17 protein-coding genes and 1 tRNA gene are annotated in these 13193 nt (G+C 62.7%); 10 read left to right on the forward strand and 8 right to left on the reverse strand.

Translation table 11 applies throughout. The features are described 5' to 3' along the window. Nucleotides 1–10 precede the first annotated feature (10 nt). From QMK32_RS21830 to QMK32_RS21850, 5 genes are read right to left on the reverse strand one after another with little or no spacing between them, the layout of a single operon-like run. The gene (locus QMK32_RS21830) at nt 11–235 is read right to left on the reverse strand and encodes a LapA family protein (RefSeq protein ID WP_283477450.1); all 225 of its coding nucleotides are present in this window, start codon (nt 233–235) and stop codon (nt 11–13) included. A 60-nt stretch (nt 236–295) separates the two neighbouring features. Further along, nucleotides 296–925, reverse strand: coding sequence for a DUF998 domain-containing protein (locus QMK32_RS21835; RefSeq protein ID WP_502943735.1), 630 nt, complete (start codon nt 923–925; stop codon nt 296–298). A 23-nt stretch (nt 926–948) separates the two neighbouring features. After that, nucleotides 949–1386, reverse strand: a complete 438-nt coding sequence (locus tag QMK32_RS21840; protein ID WP_283477453.1) for a very short patch repair endonuclease — start codon at nt 1384–1386, stop codon at nt 949–951. A 5-nt stretch (nt 1387–1391) separates the two neighbouring features. Then, entirely contained in the window at nt 1392–2231 is an 840-nt protein-coding gene (locus QMK32_RS21845; RefSeq protein WP_283477454.1) for a hypothetical protein, read from the reverse strand. Next, nucleotides 2228–3376: a DNA cytosine methyltransferase gene (locus QMK32_RS21850; protein ID WP_283477514.1), complete on the reverse strand. Its 1149-nt coding sequence runs from the start codon at nt 3374–3376 to the stop codon at nt 2228–2230. Before QMK32_RS21850 ends, QMK32_RS21845 begins: the two co-directional genes overlap by 4 nt. Before the next feature lie 231 nt (nt 3377–3607). Between QMK32_RS21850 and QMK32_RS21855 the strand changes: the two genes are divergently transcribed. From QMK32_RS21855 to QMK32_RS21865, 3 genes are read left to right on the forward strand one after another with little or no spacing between them, the layout of a single operon-like run. Then, the gene (locus QMK32_RS21855) at nt 3608–5398 is read left to right on the forward strand and encodes an ABC transporter ATP-binding protein (RefSeq protein ID WP_283477457.1); all 1791 of its coding nucleotides are present in this window, start codon (nt 3608–3610) and stop codon (nt 5396–5398) included. Next, nucleotides 5391–7217: an ABC transporter ATP-binding protein gene (locus tag QMK32_RS21860; protein WP_283477459.1), complete on the forward strand. Its 1827-nt coding sequence runs from the start codon at nt 5391–5393 to the stop codon at nt 7215–7217. Before QMK32_RS21855 ends, QMK32_RS21860 begins: the two co-directional genes overlap by 8 nt. Before the next feature lie 45 nt (nt 7218–7262). Beyond that, nucleotides 7263–7694 carry a MepB family protein gene (locus QMK32_RS21865; RefSeq protein ID WP_283477460.1) on the forward strand — a complete coding sequence of 144 codons (432 nt, stop codon included), beginning with the start codon at nt 7263–7265 and terminating at the stop codon, nt 7692–7694. A gap of 12 nt (nt 7695–7706) precedes the next feature. Here the strand turns inward: QMK32_RS21865 and QMK32_RS21870 are convergent, their stop codons facing one another. Next, the gene (locus QMK32_RS21870; protein WP_283477462.1) at nt 7707–8033 is read right to left on the reverse strand and encodes a hypothetical protein; all 327 of its coding nucleotides are present in this window, start codon (nt 8031–8033) and stop codon (nt 7707–7709) included. Nucleotides 8034–8368: 335 nt separating this feature from the next. Between QMK32_RS21870 and QMK32_RS21875 the strand changes: the two genes are divergently transcribed. Next, nucleotides 8369–8884, forward strand: coding sequence for a putative glycolipid-binding domain-containing protein (locus QMK32_RS21875; RefSeq protein WP_269302148.1), 516 nt, complete (start codon nt 8369–8371; stop codon nt 8882–8884). On the opposite strand, the gene QMK32_RS21880 is transcribed toward QMK32_RS21875, so the two are convergent. Beyond that, nucleotides 8857–9813, reverse strand: coding sequence for a prephenate dehydrogenase (locus QMK32_RS21880; protein WP_283477463.1), 957 nt, complete (start codon nt 9811–9813; stop codon nt 8857–8859). The two genes, QMK32_RS21875 and QMK32_RS21880, sit on opposite strands and share 28 nt — an antisense overlap. 83 nt (nt 9814–9896) lie before the next feature. Between QMK32_RS21880 and QMK32_RS21885 the strand changes: the two genes are divergently transcribed. The 6 genes from QMK32_RS21885 to QMK32_RS21910 all read left to right on the forward strand — a co-directional run bounded on the left by QMK32_RS21885 (nt 9897) and on the right by QMK32_RS21910 (nt 12595). Further along, a complete protein-coding gene (locus tag QMK32_RS21885) occupies nt 9897–10460 on the forward strand; it encodes a tRNA adenosine deaminase-associated protein (protein WP_269302152.1) in 564 nt (187 codons plus the stop codon). Between the two features lie 6 nt (nt 10461–10466). Beyond that, nucleotides 10467–10919, forward strand: coding sequence for a nucleoside deaminase (locus QMK32_RS21890; protein ID WP_283477464.1), 453 nt, complete (start codon nt 10467–10469; stop codon nt 10917–10919). 96 nt (nt 10920–11015) lie between these two features. Further along, nucleotides 11016–11213: a CsbD family protein gene (locus tag QMK32_RS21895; protein ID WP_283477465.1), complete on the forward strand. Its 198-nt coding sequence runs from the start codon at nt 11016–11018 to the stop codon at nt 11211–11213. A 59-nt stretch (nt 11214–11272) separates the two neighbouring features. Beyond that, nucleotides 11273–11363, forward strand: a tRNA-Ser gene (locus QMK32_RS21900). A 157-nt stretch (nt 11364–11520) separates the two neighbouring features. Next, nucleotides 11521–12099 (forward strand): TetR/AcrR family transcriptional regulator, encoded by a 579-nt coding sequence (locus QMK32_RS21905; RefSeq protein WP_283477466.1) that lies wholly within the window; start codon nt 11521–11523, stop codon nt 12097–12099. 7 nt (nt 12100–12106) lie between these two features. After that, a complete protein-coding gene (locus QMK32_RS21910) occupies nt 12107–12595 on the forward strand; it encodes an FBP domain-containing protein (RefSeq protein WP_283477468.1) in 489 nt (162 codons plus the stop codon). 47 nt (nt 12596–12642) lie between these two features. Here QMK32_RS21910 and QMK32_RS21915 read toward each other — a convergent pair whose 3' ends face one another. Continuing rightward, nucleotides 12643–13179 carry a hypothetical protein gene (locus tag QMK32_RS21915; protein WP_283477470.1) on the reverse strand — a complete coding sequence of 179 codons (537 nt, stop codon included), beginning with the start codon at nt 13177–13179 and terminating at the stop codon, nt 12643–12645. Nucleotides 13180–13193 lie beyond the last annotated feature (14 nt).

Genomic DNA, 13193 nt, shown 5'->3' on the forward strand with positions numbered 1-13193 from the left:
AGGCCGAAGTCTATTTCTTCGGAACCTTGCCTCTGGCACTGAGGCGACCTGCCGCGAATCCGACAGCGAACAGCACCAGCAGTATCAGCCACAGAGGTGAGGTTACGTTCAGCCAGAACAGCTCGATGGTGGTTCTGTACCGGTTCTGGGCGATGAATACCGCCGCGAGAATCACCAGGATGATGGATATCCAATGATTTCGGACGATGCCCAGTGCTCGATCTTTTCCCGACATACACCGGAAAGCTACCTTCTCAGAGCGACTTTCGGTGGCGAACCGCACACAGCTTTCACTTCACCGAACCCTGTCGCGGCCTACGCTCGCGCCGAGGACGATGAGGTATAGCGACATTCCCCCGACTTGAATCCGCTGCGCGATACCGAGTCCATACTCTCCGGGCAGGTTGTCGGCGATCAGCAACCACGCCGTCGCCACCGAGGTCACGATCAGAACTGCAGTGCCGGCAGCGCGCAGTAGCGGCATCGACCGGTACCGAAACGACGCTGACGTAAACGCGAGCATTGCGGTGAACACGGCAAACACGGCGATCGTGCTGGTGAGCGCGTGAATGTGGTGCAACTGTGGAAAGAGACCGCTCGGCTCGACAGGGCAGCTGGGGTCGTTCTCGGCCACACACCCGATCGGCAATTGAGAATCTGCGATCGTGGCAATCCCGAAAATGCCAAGGGCGATCCAGCCGAGAGTCGTGAGGCGGTGTGGTCGAATCCACCACAGTCCCAGGACCGCGGCGAGGACGAGGAGCAGCCCGGTGATCAGATCGGCCGTGCCGAAGAACTCCTTGTAAGGCTGATCCGCGGCATCGAGCTCACTGAGAAACGAGTGCGCCGGATCCAACCCCGTATCGAGGAAGAACTCCGCCACCCATGCCGAGTACAACAGCCCGGCGACTATCGAAATCACCATCAGCGTGGTGACTTTCCGGGGCGTCACTTCCGCCACCCTAGTTCTCCGGCCGCTTCGTCAAGCGCACGAGTAACCTTGTCTGCTGCGTCTCGGGCCGCCTCGTGCTCCCACACGCGTACGACGGTCCACCCCGCAGCAGCCAATCGGGCATCGGTATCACGGTCGCGGACCACGTTGGCGGCAAGTTTGTCGGTCCACCACAGCGCATTGTTGCGGGGTGAGGTGGCGTGAACAGGGCAGCTGTGCCAGAAACAACCGTCGACGTACACGGCCACTTTGCGTCGCGGGAACACGACGTCGGCACGCCGACGCACACCTTTCAGCGGAGCCCGATCGACGAAGTACCGCAGGCCGCGACGATGGAGTTCACGACGCAACGCAAGTTCGGGGTCCGTGTCGCGCCGGCGCTGCTTGCTCAGACGCGCACTGGTCGCGGCATCGGTGCGCGGGCGATCGGCCACGTGAACTAGCTGTCTTCGCTGTCTTCGGGTTCGGACCAGGTGGGCGCGAATCGGTTTCTGCGTTCGACCTCGCCGTGCACAAGAGCGACGAACTCTTCGAACGACAATGTCTGGGTGTCGGAAGGACGTCCATTCCGCGGTGGTGACTCGTCGACGTCGAAGAACCGGACCTCACCGCGATCGGGGCCGTCCGGCTCGTAGAGGCCGATGAACACCTTCTCGAACAGGTCGTAACGAGTGTCCTCGGCGCCCAGATCGACCCACATTTTCCCGGTCCCGCCGACGACCGGACGTTTTCCGCGGCCTGAGCGTTTGGACAGCGTCGTCACATGATGCGCGAACGAGGACTTGCCGATGTCGCTAGCCTTCGCCGGATCTCCGTCGTCACACGTCGACAGCGGCTCGAACATGACTGCGATCAGGACGCTGTACGGCTGGCGCTGATGCAACACCATCGCCTCACCGCGCAGTTCGTGGTCGTTTCGGACGATGTTCTTGGTCCAACGCCCCAACTTGCCGGTCCTCGGGCTGTAGTCCTGAAAGCTGTAGGTCTTGATCGACACACACAGAATCAGGCCCAGCGTCGGGTCGAGCGCCTTGACGTCGAGTCTTTTACGGCCTTTTGCGACGTCGACCTGCGCTTCCTGGCCCATCCCCATCGCGTCGGGAGTGATTCCCGGATAGTGGGGCCGCAACGCGTCGGCCACCGTCTGCGCGAGATGGTTCGACAAGCGTTGGGCGTAGTTCTTTTTGTCGCTGCGGTCTGCGCTCGGAGATGGCTTGGCCCCGGCCAACGTCAATGGCCGCGCCAGCGCGGGAGGGTCTGGAAACAAGTGATCGCTCATGCGGCGCGAGGTGTGGGGTGCCCGCCCATGCGGTCGAGGTGGCTCTCCACGTCGTCGAGGAAACCCGGAACGAATCGAAGGTTGCCCATTTTCGCGCGCTTGAGGAAGCCCGCGGTGGCCCTGGCGGACAGCAGCCGAGAGTCGTCGAGGAAGTCGCTGAGATTCTCGTACGGCTCGTGCACCGGCCAGGTGGATCGGTGGACTCGGAACGAAGAGCCGTTGCGGCCCCAGGCGGCCGTCGGCCAAGCCTGCCCCGGCAGAAGCGGGGTGTCCTCGGAGTCGTCGTGCGGCTGCGGCCGATCCAACTGCGAGGCGACCCACGACGCCATCCGCACACTGACCGCGTTGCCGACGAGCTTCCACCGATGGCCGGCCCGTACCCCGGGCAGCGACAGCGCGGGCGCCGTCCAATCGGGGTCGAAGCCCTGCAGGCGCTCGGCGCCGATGATGCCCGGCGTCACGATCTCCCCAGACGGCAACCGGATGGCAGGTGGACTGGCGATGCCGATCGAAGATCCGCCCTTGAGCGTCGGGACGGCATTGATCGCCCAACCGAGCCCACGGGTGCCCTCGGTCCAGTAGAAACCACACGGCTGCTCACTCGGGTCGCCCTCGGGCACGGGACCGGCGTCCTGCCCGAACAGCACCTCTCGCGGATCCTCGGTGCGCGAGGCCAGCATCAAAACACGCTGGCGCCGCTGCGGAAGCCCGAACGACCGAGCGTCGACGACGCGGTAGGCCCACATGTAGCCGAGATCGGACAACGCATCGGTGATGTGACGCATTGCCGCACCCCGGCTCAGTTGCAGCATGAAGGGGACATTTTCGATCAGGAGCCAACGCGGACCGTTGCGTCGTTTGACGAGCCGAAATACTTCGTCGACGAGCCCGGAACGAGACCCGGTGATACCCGCAGTCCGGCCGGCCTGAGACAGGTCCTGGCAAGGGAATCCCGCCGCGACCAACTCGGTGCCCGAAGGTAACGATCGCAACTTCGTCACGTCACCGTGCACTGGAGTATCGGGGAATCGAGCCCCGAGAACGGCCTGTGCCCCCGGGTCGATCTCGCACAGCAGTTCGGTCGACCACCCTTGCTCCGAAAGCCCCAACTCGAGCCCGCCGATCCCGGCGAACAGCCCGACCATCGATCGTGAACTCACGGGCACCCTTCTGTGGCTCTCGGAACTGATCGGACTCTTGAAACTGATCGAGAACAAAATTCATACAGAAGGTTACTCGAGACCTCCGACAGGTTAGGCCAGGCGCACGGTAAGGCGTACGAGGTCCCCGGCCGTGGAATGTGGCGGCCCGAAAATCGGTTGGTCGAAGGACTGTGGAGTGAAACCATTCCTCCAACAGTCCGAAGGAGTTTCGCAGTGTCCACGAGTGTGCTCGAGCCCGAGGTAGGGACGGTCCAGTCGTCGTCCTCGATTCCTGACGAACGCAGTTCGTTGGCCCGCTTTCTGCCGTTCATCGCACCGTATCGGTGGCATTTTTTCGTCTCGATTGCGGTGTCGTTGGTGGCGACTCTCACTGGATTGGCGATTCCACTGGTGATCCAGGGCATCATCGACGGCCCCATCACCGAGGGCAACGTGGCGGGCGTGTGGTGGCCTGCGGCATTGATCCTGCTGCTGGGCACCATCGATGCCGTGGGGATCTGGATTCGGCGCTATCTGGTGTCGGGGCCGTCGAGCCAGTTCGAAATTTCTGCACGGGCAACCGTCTTCGAGAAGTTGCAGCGGCTGTCGGTGTCCGCGCACGAAGGCTGGGAGTCCGGCCAGTTGCTCTCTCGCGCGATAGCGGACCTGTCGGCACTGAGACGGTTCGTCGCCTTCATCGGCCCCTTTTTGATCATCAACACGGTGACGCTGGTCGTCGGGCTGGGCGTTCTGTTCGTGCAGTCCTGGCAGCTCGGTCTCATCATGGCCGTGACAGCTGTTCCCCTGGTGATCATCTGCGCGCGGTTCGAGTCGCTCTATCGCGTTCTCGCGCGCGATGCGCAGGATCAGGCAGGCGACGTCACGACAACCGTCGAGGAATCCATTCAGGGCATCCGGGTGCTCAAGGCGTTCGGCCGGAGCGCGCATCTGGGTCGTCGGTTCCTTTCCGAAGCGGCGACGCTGCGGGGCACCGAACTGCGGAAAGTTCGATATCTCGCGATCTTGTGGTCGCTGATCGTCGGCATCCCTCCGCTCGGAATCGGGTTGATGCTCGCGTTCGGTACCTACTCGATCGTGGCGGGCACGATGACAGCAGGAATGTTGGTCGCGTCGATGGCCATCGTGTCTTTCCTGCTATGGCCGATCGAATCGTTCGGATTCCTGCTCGCCGAGCTGAACAATGCACGCACGGCCGCAGATCGTTACTGGGAAATCATGGACACACCCGAGACGATCGGCGAACCTGTTGCGCCGGTGCCGCTTCCGAAGGACGTGCATGGAACGTTGGCGTTCCATGGCGTCGGCTTCACGTTTCCCGACGCGTTGGCGCCGCTGCTGACCGATGTCGACTTCCGGATCGAACCGGGTGAGACGGTCGCGCTCGTCGGGGTGACGGGTAGTGGGAAGACGGCGCTGACCAATCTGGTGCCGCGACTGTACGACGTGACCGCGGGTGCGATCACCATCGACGGTATCGACATCAGGACGTTGGCACTCGAGGACCTGCGGTCGGTGGTGTCGGTGGCGTTCGAGGATCCGGTCCTGTTCTCGGCGAGCGTGCGCGAGAACATTGCGCTCGGTCGGCCGGAGGCATCGGATGCCGACGTCGAGGAAGCGTTGCAGATCGCTCATGCCGTCGAGTTCGTGGATCAGCTGCCCTGGGGGCTGGACACTCGAATCGGGGAACAGGGAATGAGCCTGTCCGGTGGGCAGCGTCAGCGATTGGCCCTTGCGCGGGCGGTGCTCGGCAAACCACGAATTCTGGTGCTCGACGACCCGCTTTCGGCCCTGGACGTCAACACCGAGGCTTCGGTTCAACACGATCTTCGACGCGTCCTGACTCTTTCCACGACGCTGCTGGTTGCGCATCGGCCGTCGACTGCGGCGCTCGCGGATCGGGTGTTGTATCTGGAGAACGGAAGAATTGTGGAACAGGGAACGCACGAACGACTCCTGGCGTCGTCGCCGAAGTACCGCCACGTCATGGGTTCGATTGATGGCTGAACCGCAGAAGGTAAGTGACTGGCGCGGCGTCGGCAACGAGGATTCCGATGTCGATTCGACGGGCAACCTGGTCCTGGCGGCGAGGTCTCGTCGACTGTTGGCGTCGTTGGTTCGGCCTTACAAGAAACAGGCGCTGCTGGCGCTGGCGGTCATCATCGTGGACAACCTGGCGTTCGTCGCCGGTCCACTGTTCATCGCGTACGCGCTCGACAACGGGATCTCCGCTGCACAGGACGGCCGCTGGATGCCGCTGGTGTGGACGGTGCTGGGCTACATCGGATTCGGCATTCTCGGTGCCATCACCACGTACACGTTCGAGATCGTGTCCGGGCGGCTCAGTCAATCGATCCTGTTCGATCTCCGTAAACGCGTATTCGTGCACGCGCAGCAGCTGAGCTTGTCGTTCCACGAGAACTACACCTCTGGCCGGCTCATATCGCGATTGACCAGCGACGTGGAGTCGCTACAGACCTTGCTCGAAAGTGCTTTGAACGACGCCCTGTCCGCGGTTCTGTCGATCGTCACCATCGCGGTCATTCTGGTGTATCTCGATGTGCCGCTTGCGCTTGTGGTGTTGGCAGGCTTCGTTCCGCTGGTGCTGGTGACGCGGTGGTCGCAGCGCAGGCAACGCACCGGTTATCGACGCACGCGGGTGGCGATCGCGAAGGTCGTCGTTCATTTCGTCGAGTCGATGGGTGGCATTCGTGCGGTGCAGGTCTTCCGGCGGGAGCAACGCAACGATGCGATCCTGGACGTCGAGGACCGTGAATATCGAGATGCGACGACGTCCGCGTTGCGCGGCATGGCGAGCTACACAGGCATCGTTCGGTGGCTCGGCAATCTCACGCTCGTGATCATCGTGGTATTCGGTAGCTATCGAGTGATCAACGGACACATGGATATCGGCGTGCTCGCAGCATACGTGCTGTATCTGCGCCGCTTCTACGGACCGTTGGACGAACTGGCGCAGGTGTTCAACTCGTATCAGTCCGCAGCAGCCGCACTCGAGAAGATCTCCGGAGTGCTCGAGGAGGAGCCGTCGGTGCAGATGCCGAAAGATCCGGTGTTGCTCCGCTCTGCGCAGGGGGACATCGACTTCGATCGTGTGCGGTTCGCGTACAACACGGATCGAGTGGTGCTGCCGGAATTCTCGTTGCACGTACCGGCCGGCCAGGTCGTGGCGATGGTCGGCGCAACCGGTGCAGGAAAGTCCACTCTCGCAAAGCTTCTCGCACGCTTCTACGATCCGACGGAGGGTACGGTCAGTCTCGACGGAGTGGACCTCCGCAGACTCGACGACGAGAACATGCGCGAGCACATCGTCATGGTGACCCAGGAGTCGTTCCTGTTCTCCGGCTCGGTCGCCGACAACATCAGACTCGGCAGGCCCACCGCCACCGACGAGGATGTGCGAGCAGCAGCGGATGCCGTCGGGCTCACGGAATTCATCGCCACACTTCCCGACGGAATCGACACCGACGTCCGCAAACGAGGGGGCAGGCTCAGTTCGGGGCAGCGGCAACTCGTCGCGTTCGCCCGAGTGTTCCTAGCCGCGCCAGCGGTGATCGTCCTCGACGAGGCGACCTCGAGCCTCGACATTCCGAGCGAGAGGTTGGTCCAGCGCGCCCTCGAAACAATTCTGCGGGGGCGGACCGCGTTGATCATCGCGCACCGCTTGTCGACAGTTGCGATCGCCGATCGCGTCCTGGTGATGGAGAACGGCAACATTGTCGAGGATGGGACTCCGGATCGACTCATTGCCCGGCAAGGCAGGTTCGCCGACCTGCACGACGCGTGGGAAACCAGCCTCGTCCAGTGAGTGCGCGTCCTCGGGCAGTGGTGATGGGTGAGATAGCTTGGCTGCGTGCAATTCAGTGCGTTCGAGGCCTATGCAGCCGAGGTGGGGCTGACCGCAGCGGTGACTCCCGAGGTGCACAACAGTGACTACGAGTCGGGCATTGCCCAGATCTGTGACGAGGCGTGGCATATCCGGACTGCGCGAAACACCCCGACCAAGCCTGGCGCTTTCGTCAGCTTTTGGCAGCGAGACACGGACGGAACGACGATGCCGTTCAGCGATGACGATCTCGCCGCGGGCCTGCTTGTCTTCGTGGAACAGTGGGGCCGACGCGGCGTGTTTCGGTTCACCTGCGCGCATCTTGCCGAACTTGCCATCACCTCAGGGAAGCGGCCGGGCAAGCGGGGGTTCCGGGTGTATCCGAGTTGGTGCGCAGGGCTGAATGCTCAGGCCACCGCCACGCAACGCGCGCAGGCGTCCGCGTTCGAGGAGTATTAGCTCCGGCTTGCCCTAGGTCCATGGCGTAATGGGCGGTTTCACCCACATGATCTTCTCGTCGGCATGCTTCGGCTCGGCCGCGGGGTGATTCGGGTTCGCGAGCGCCCACGCGCGCTTGGTGTCCACCAACTCGGCGGCGATGGTCCACGTCTCCATCGTGCTCGGTGGCGAAATGTCGGCTGCACGGGCGAGCTTGCGTCGAGAAGTGTCGGTCAGCCCGAGAAGCTCCTCGCCGTCGATGCCGCGTTCCCAGACAAAGCGTGCGAGGGCTGTCGCCTTGTCCCGTCTACTTTTCGCGGCCTGCTCGGAGTGCGCGAAATCGAAGTCACCTGCAGTCACGACGACAACCCTAGTGAAGGTGAGGAGTTTCGAACATCCGGTTCGATGTAATCGACACCACCACGAATATGCCTGAAATGTAGGATTACGACGCTTGAAACCGGCTGAAGTAGGAGTGCGTCAGCCGGACTCGGAGGAGAAAAGTCGCCACCGCTTGTTCTACAGGGGTCTCTGTCGCTTACCGTAGTCGGGTGACCACTCCAGCCCCGGGTGAACAACGCGTTTCCCCCCCAGCAAATACAAGTCCTTCCGCGGGTTCCACTCCAGACTCGAGAGGTTCGTCGACGCAGGCATTCCCCGCCGTCCTGACATGGCGGGCGCATGATGCTCCCCGCATGGAGTCGGTACGCGTCCAACTGAGCGGAAACCGCATCAAAGCAGCCGGCCGGATCATCGGCGGGGCCTGCGCGGAGCATCCCGCATTCAGCGCGTCGTACGACCTGGTGACCGACGAAAACGGCATCACTCGCAGGCTCTCGCTGCGAACATTCGTCGCGGGCGGCGAGAAACAGGCTTCGGTGAGTCGCGATGACGAGGGTTACTGGATGATCGAGAACTCGTCCAACCATCAGCGGTCCACCTACAACGGTGCGCTCGATGTCGACGTCGTGTTCAGCCCGTTCTTCAATACGCTGCCGATCCGTCGGCTCGAGTTGCACACCGATGCCTCCGACGTGCAGCTGCCCGTTATCTACGTCAACCTGCTCGACCTGTCCATCCAGCAAGCCGAACTCACCTACAGCAGTGGCGCCGACGGCATCCACGTCCTCTCACCGGTTTCGACATCCACGTTGAAGGTCGATTCCGACGGGTTCGTACTCGACTACCCGGGGCTTGCCGAGCGGATCTGACGGATCACTCCGCCTTTTCTTCCCGCGGAGCCGAATTTCTCACGCCACTGATCATCACCTGGTTCGATGCCGGTGATGTCGAATCGCTGGTGCTCCTCGTAGAGGGTGCGCGCTCGATGCCCGGCTGTCACAAGCGTGCGCGTCGACCCGTCCGTCGCCAGTTCTTCACGGGCCCGGGTCAGCACGTCGAGCGCTTCGTCGAGCGCGTCGGTGAGTGCGACGGAGTTCGCCTCGCACATCGCACGAACCAGAGCCGGTGCCGTCGACGCGACTCGTGTTCCGTCACGAAACGAACCTGCTGCCAGACTCAACGCCAGCGGGCTGCCGGAAGCTCCGACGAGGGCGAGCGTCTCGGCCAGGAGATGCGGAAGATGTGAGATCCGAGCGACAGCGCGGTCGTGCTCGCCGCTCTCGACGGGTACGACGACCGAACCGCAGTCGAGTGCCAGCGACGCCACCTCACGCCACACCTGCGGATCGACGCCGTCGTCGACGCCGACAACCCAGACTGCGTCGCGAAACAGTTCCGGATCGGCAGCGGACCAACCCGACTGGTCGGTGCCGGCCATCGGATGCCCGCCTACGTACCGCGAGGACAACCCCCATCGTGACACCGCCGCTGCTACCTCGGCTTTGACGCTGACGACGTCGGTGAGCGCATTGTTCGGCGCATGCTCTGCAATTGCGGCGAGGATTGCATCGACGGCGGGCATCGGGACCGCGATGACGATCAACGCACCGGCCTCGGCGGCACGGGTGAGTACCGCGGTCAGGTCGGTATCGGTGTCGTAGCCGGCTTCGGCGGAACCGGCGATCGCGTCAGCGGACCGGTTGTATCCCCATGCGATCCGACCACCTCGGACAGCAGCTTGCAGAACCGATCCACCGATCAGGCCGAGTCCGAGAACGCACACAGGAGCAGTAGTCATCAGAACAGATTGACACACCTCTCCCAACGGCCTCTTGACGGCGGACTTCATTTTCGGTGGTCCTCACGACTACCGTTGCGCGCATGGTTGCACAGCGCGGGAGCAACAACTCCGCCAAGGCGAAGAACGACGACGGTCCGGATGACAACAGTTACGACGACCTGGATGGCTTCGGCGTTGCCGTCGTCCGGGAAGACGGCAAGTGGAGAGTGACGCCGCTACCGATGTCGGCACTGACGTCGTTGTCGGCGGCGGAAACCGAACTACGGGAGATGCGCAGCTCGGGCGCAGTATTCGGGCTACTCGACATCGACGACGAGTTCTTTGTCATTCTTCGGCCCGCGCCGTCGGGCACGCATCTGCTGATCTCCGATGCCACCGCCGCGATCGACTACGATATCGCTGCAGAGGTGCTCGACGCACTCAACGTCGATATCCCGGATATCGACCCGGATGACCTCGATGACATCGAGCCCTGGGAAGAAGGCAATCTTGCGTTGCTGGCCGATCTAGGCCTGCCTGAGGCGGTCCTGGGCATTATCGTGGCCGAAACCGACCTCTATCCGGACGAGCAGCTCGGTTCGATCGCAGAGCGACTCGGCTTCCCCGACGAACTCGCGGCCGTGCTGGACAAGCTTCCTCGGTAGTCCGGCGTGGTCGACGAGGATCTGATTCGTGCGGCACTGGCCGCCGCGGGGGATGCGTCCGATCGTGACGTTCCGGTCGGCGCAGTGATCTTCGACGCCGACGGACGCGAACTGGCCCGTGCCGCGAATGCGCGCGAGTCCACCGGCGATCCGACGGCTCATGCCGAGATACTGGCGTTGCGGGCGGCCGCTGCTCTGCACGGCGATGGGTGGAGGCTCGAGGGGTGCACGCTGGCCGTGACCCTGGAACCCTGCACGATGTGTGCCGGAGCGCTGGTCCTTGCTCGTGTTGGAAGGGTGGTCTTCGGGGCGTGGGAACCGAAGACGGGCGCCGTCGGATCGCTGTGGGATGTCGTTCGAGACCGGCGGCTCACTCACCGACCGCAAGTCCGTGGTGGGATTCTCGAAGCGGAATGCGCTCTCATCCTGCGTGAATTCTTCGCCCGCGAACGCTTATGAACTTCTCATGTTTGACGCCCGCACCCACGGGATAAGCCCCTACAGACAAGGGGCGCGGCACCCGCGCTCGGTAACTCCATTGCCTAGGAGGCACTAATGGGACTCGACGACAAGATCTCGAACAAGACCGAGGATCTGGGCGGCAAGGCAAAGGAAGCTGCCGGTTCGGCCACCGGAAACAAGGACCTCGAGAACGAGGGCAAGGGCGATCAGGCCTCTTCCGCAGTCAAGGATGGCGCGGAGAAGGTCAAGGACGCGGCCTCCAATATCAAGGACAAGCTCACCGGACACTGATTCACCAACGCTGAGCTGGCGATTTAGTGTCGCGCCGCCACTGCGGTACAGTTTTCCGCGGTGGCGTGTCCGAGCGGCCTAAGGAGCGCGCCTCGAAAGCGCGTGACGGGTAACCCCCGTCCGAGGGTTCAAATCCCTCCGCCACCGCCAGAACTCCCCACCTGCATCTCGCAGGTGGGGAGTTTTTTTGTGCCTTCATCACCTGCAACCACGGTTCCCGAAATTGTTGGCACCAAGCGTCGGACTGCTCTACTATCCCTAGGGTGGCTAGCTAAATAGCTGTGCTGGCAAGGTTGGAGGAAATTCGATGGCACGCGCAGGGGTGACGCTTTCTCGCTTGACCGAGGTGGCGGCGGACATGGCCGACGAGATCGGTTTCCAGAACGTGACAGTGCTCGCCGTGGCACGCTCGTTCGGCGTCAAGGATGCGAGCCTGTACTCGCATATAAAGAACCTGCGAGATTTGCGCCAGCGGGTATCCGTGGCGTCGTTGTCCGAGCTCGCAGACCGTGTCTCCGACGCCTTGGCCGGCAGGGCGGGCAAGGACGCACTCGTCGCCTTCGCGAACGCCTACCGCGACTACGCCAGGGAGCATCCGGGTCGCTACGCTTCGACGCAATTCGAGCTCGACCCGGACGTGGCGGTGGCCAGTGATGCCCGACGGCATTCGGTCATGTCGCGTGCTGTCTTGCGTGCCTATGCTCTCGCCGAACCGGACGAGACCGATGCGGTCCGGCTGCTGGGCAGTACGTTTCACGGTTTCATCGCGCTCGAGGCTGCGGGCGGCTTCGCCTACACCCCGCGAGAATCCGAGGACTCGTGGACAAGGGTGCTCGACGTGCTTCACCACGCACTCGAACAATGGCCGACACTTACCAAGGAGTGATATCACCATGGACTCTGTCACCGAACAGGACATACGTGCATCGTTCGTCAATTGTTCCAAGGGCGACACGAAGCGCATGACCATTCCGCGTGACCTCGACGAAAAACGTTGGGAGGAGCTGGATTTCCTCGGATGGACCGATAGCTCGTATGCTGGCCGGGGCTATCTCGTCGTTCCTCGTCCAGCGGGTGTCATCGGCATCGCATTGCGTTACGAGACAACAGGATCCGATCGTGCGCAGATGTGCACGATCTGTACGACCACGCATTCGAGGGGAAACGTGTCGCTGATGACGGCGAAAAAAGTCGGTGAATCAGGTCGACGTGGCAACACTGTCGGCACGTACATGTGCACCGACCTCGCTTGCTCGCTGTACGCGAGAGGTAAGAAGACCCCCGCTCTGGGCAATCGATACCGCGAGAACCTCACTCCCGAAGAACGTGCGGAGCGAGTGCGGGAGAACATCGAACTGTTCGTCCGTCGTCTTTACGTCTGAGGACGGGTGAGCCCAGCGGTCGAAGCGCTTGAAAACGGCAGTTGCGTTCAGCAACTTGCGTTTCCAGCGGCGGTGAGTCCGCGCTCAATTTCCTGCTGATCCTCTACCGACACCGTCGACCAGCTCGGATTCGATTCCATTTTTCCTCTCATCCCCACGACGGACTGTTCCCGGCTAGCTGCGCCTGTCGACTCCAACGCATCGATCGCGGGAAGAAAACGCTGACAGATGTCGAGGTACAACGCTTCGCCATGCGGCATATCCGTTCCTTCCGGCGGTAGAGCCACATTCGCCTCCGGTGCCGGCAACGGCTCGGGGGATGTGGGCGGCGTCGCGAGCTGAGGTGAATTTGCTCCCTCGGGCACCGGCTCTGGGGACTGCTTCGGCGTCGCGACCGGTGGGCTATCCGCTGCGTCGGAGGGGCGGGCGGGAACCGAGGATGCAGTCGTAGCCGCCCTCGCTGTTGTGGAAGACGTCGCCGAGGTGGCCGGAGCCGATGCCTCGCTCGACGAGTTGGACGCCTCCGAACTGCAACCAGTGAGCGCAAGAACCGCGAACACGCCGACCCATATCATCCGCATCATGAGGAAAGTATGTA

The organism is Rhodococcus sp. H29-C3, from assembly GCF_030063405.1.
Taxonomy (GTDB): domain Bacteria; phylum Actinomycetota; class Actinomycetes; order Mycobacteriales; family Mycobacteriaceae; genus Rhodococcoides.

Coding starts and splice junctions, on each gene's coding strand:
- QMK32_RS21830 (WP_283477450.1), bottom strand. CDS start 235: ATGTCGGGAAAAGATCGAGCACTGGGCATCGTCCGAAATCATTGGATA.
- QMK32_RS21895 (WP_283477465.1), top strand. CDS start 11,016: ATGGGACTCGACGACAAGATCTCGAACAAGACCGAGGATCTGGGCGGC.
- QMK32_RS21880 (WP_283477463.1), bottom strand. CDS start 9,813: ATGACTACTGCTCCTGTGTGCGTTCTCGGACTCGGCCTGATCGGTGGA.
- QMK32_RS21915 (WP_283477470.1), bottom strand. CDS start 13,179: ATGATGCGGATGATATGGGTCGGCGTGTTCGCGGTTCTTGCGCTCACT.
- QMK32_RS21850 (WP_283477514.1), bottom strand. CDS start 3,376: ATGGTCGGGCTGTTCGCCGGGATCGGCGGGCTCGAGTTGGGGCTTTCG.
- QMK32_RS21885 (WP_269302152.1), top strand. CDS start 9,897: ATGGTTGCACAGCGCGGGAGCAACAACTCCGCCAAGGCGAAGAACGAC.
- QMK32_RS21860 (WP_283477459.1), top strand. CDS start 5,391: ATGGCTGAACCGCAGAAGGTAAGTGACTGGCGCGGCGTCGGCAACGAG.
- QMK32_RS21910 (WP_283477468.1), top strand. CDS start 12,107: ATGGACTCTGTCACCGAACAGGACATACGTGCATCGTTCGTCAATTGT.
- QMK32_RS21835 (WP_502943735.1), bottom strand. CDS start 925: ATGGTGATTTCGATAGTCGCCGGGCTGTTGTACTCGGCATGGGTGGCG.
- QMK32_RS21875 (WP_269302148.1), top strand. CDS start 8,369: ATGGAGTCGGTACGCGTCCAACTGAGCGGAAACCGCATCAAAGCAGCC.
- QMK32_RS21845 (WP_283477454.1), bottom strand. CDS start 2,231: ATGAGCGATCACTTGTTTCCAGACCCTCCCGCGCTGGCGCGGCCATTG.
- QMK32_RS21905 (WP_283477466.1), top strand. CDS start 11,521: ATGGCACGCGCAGGGGTGACGCTTTCTCGCTTGACCGAGGTGGCGGCG.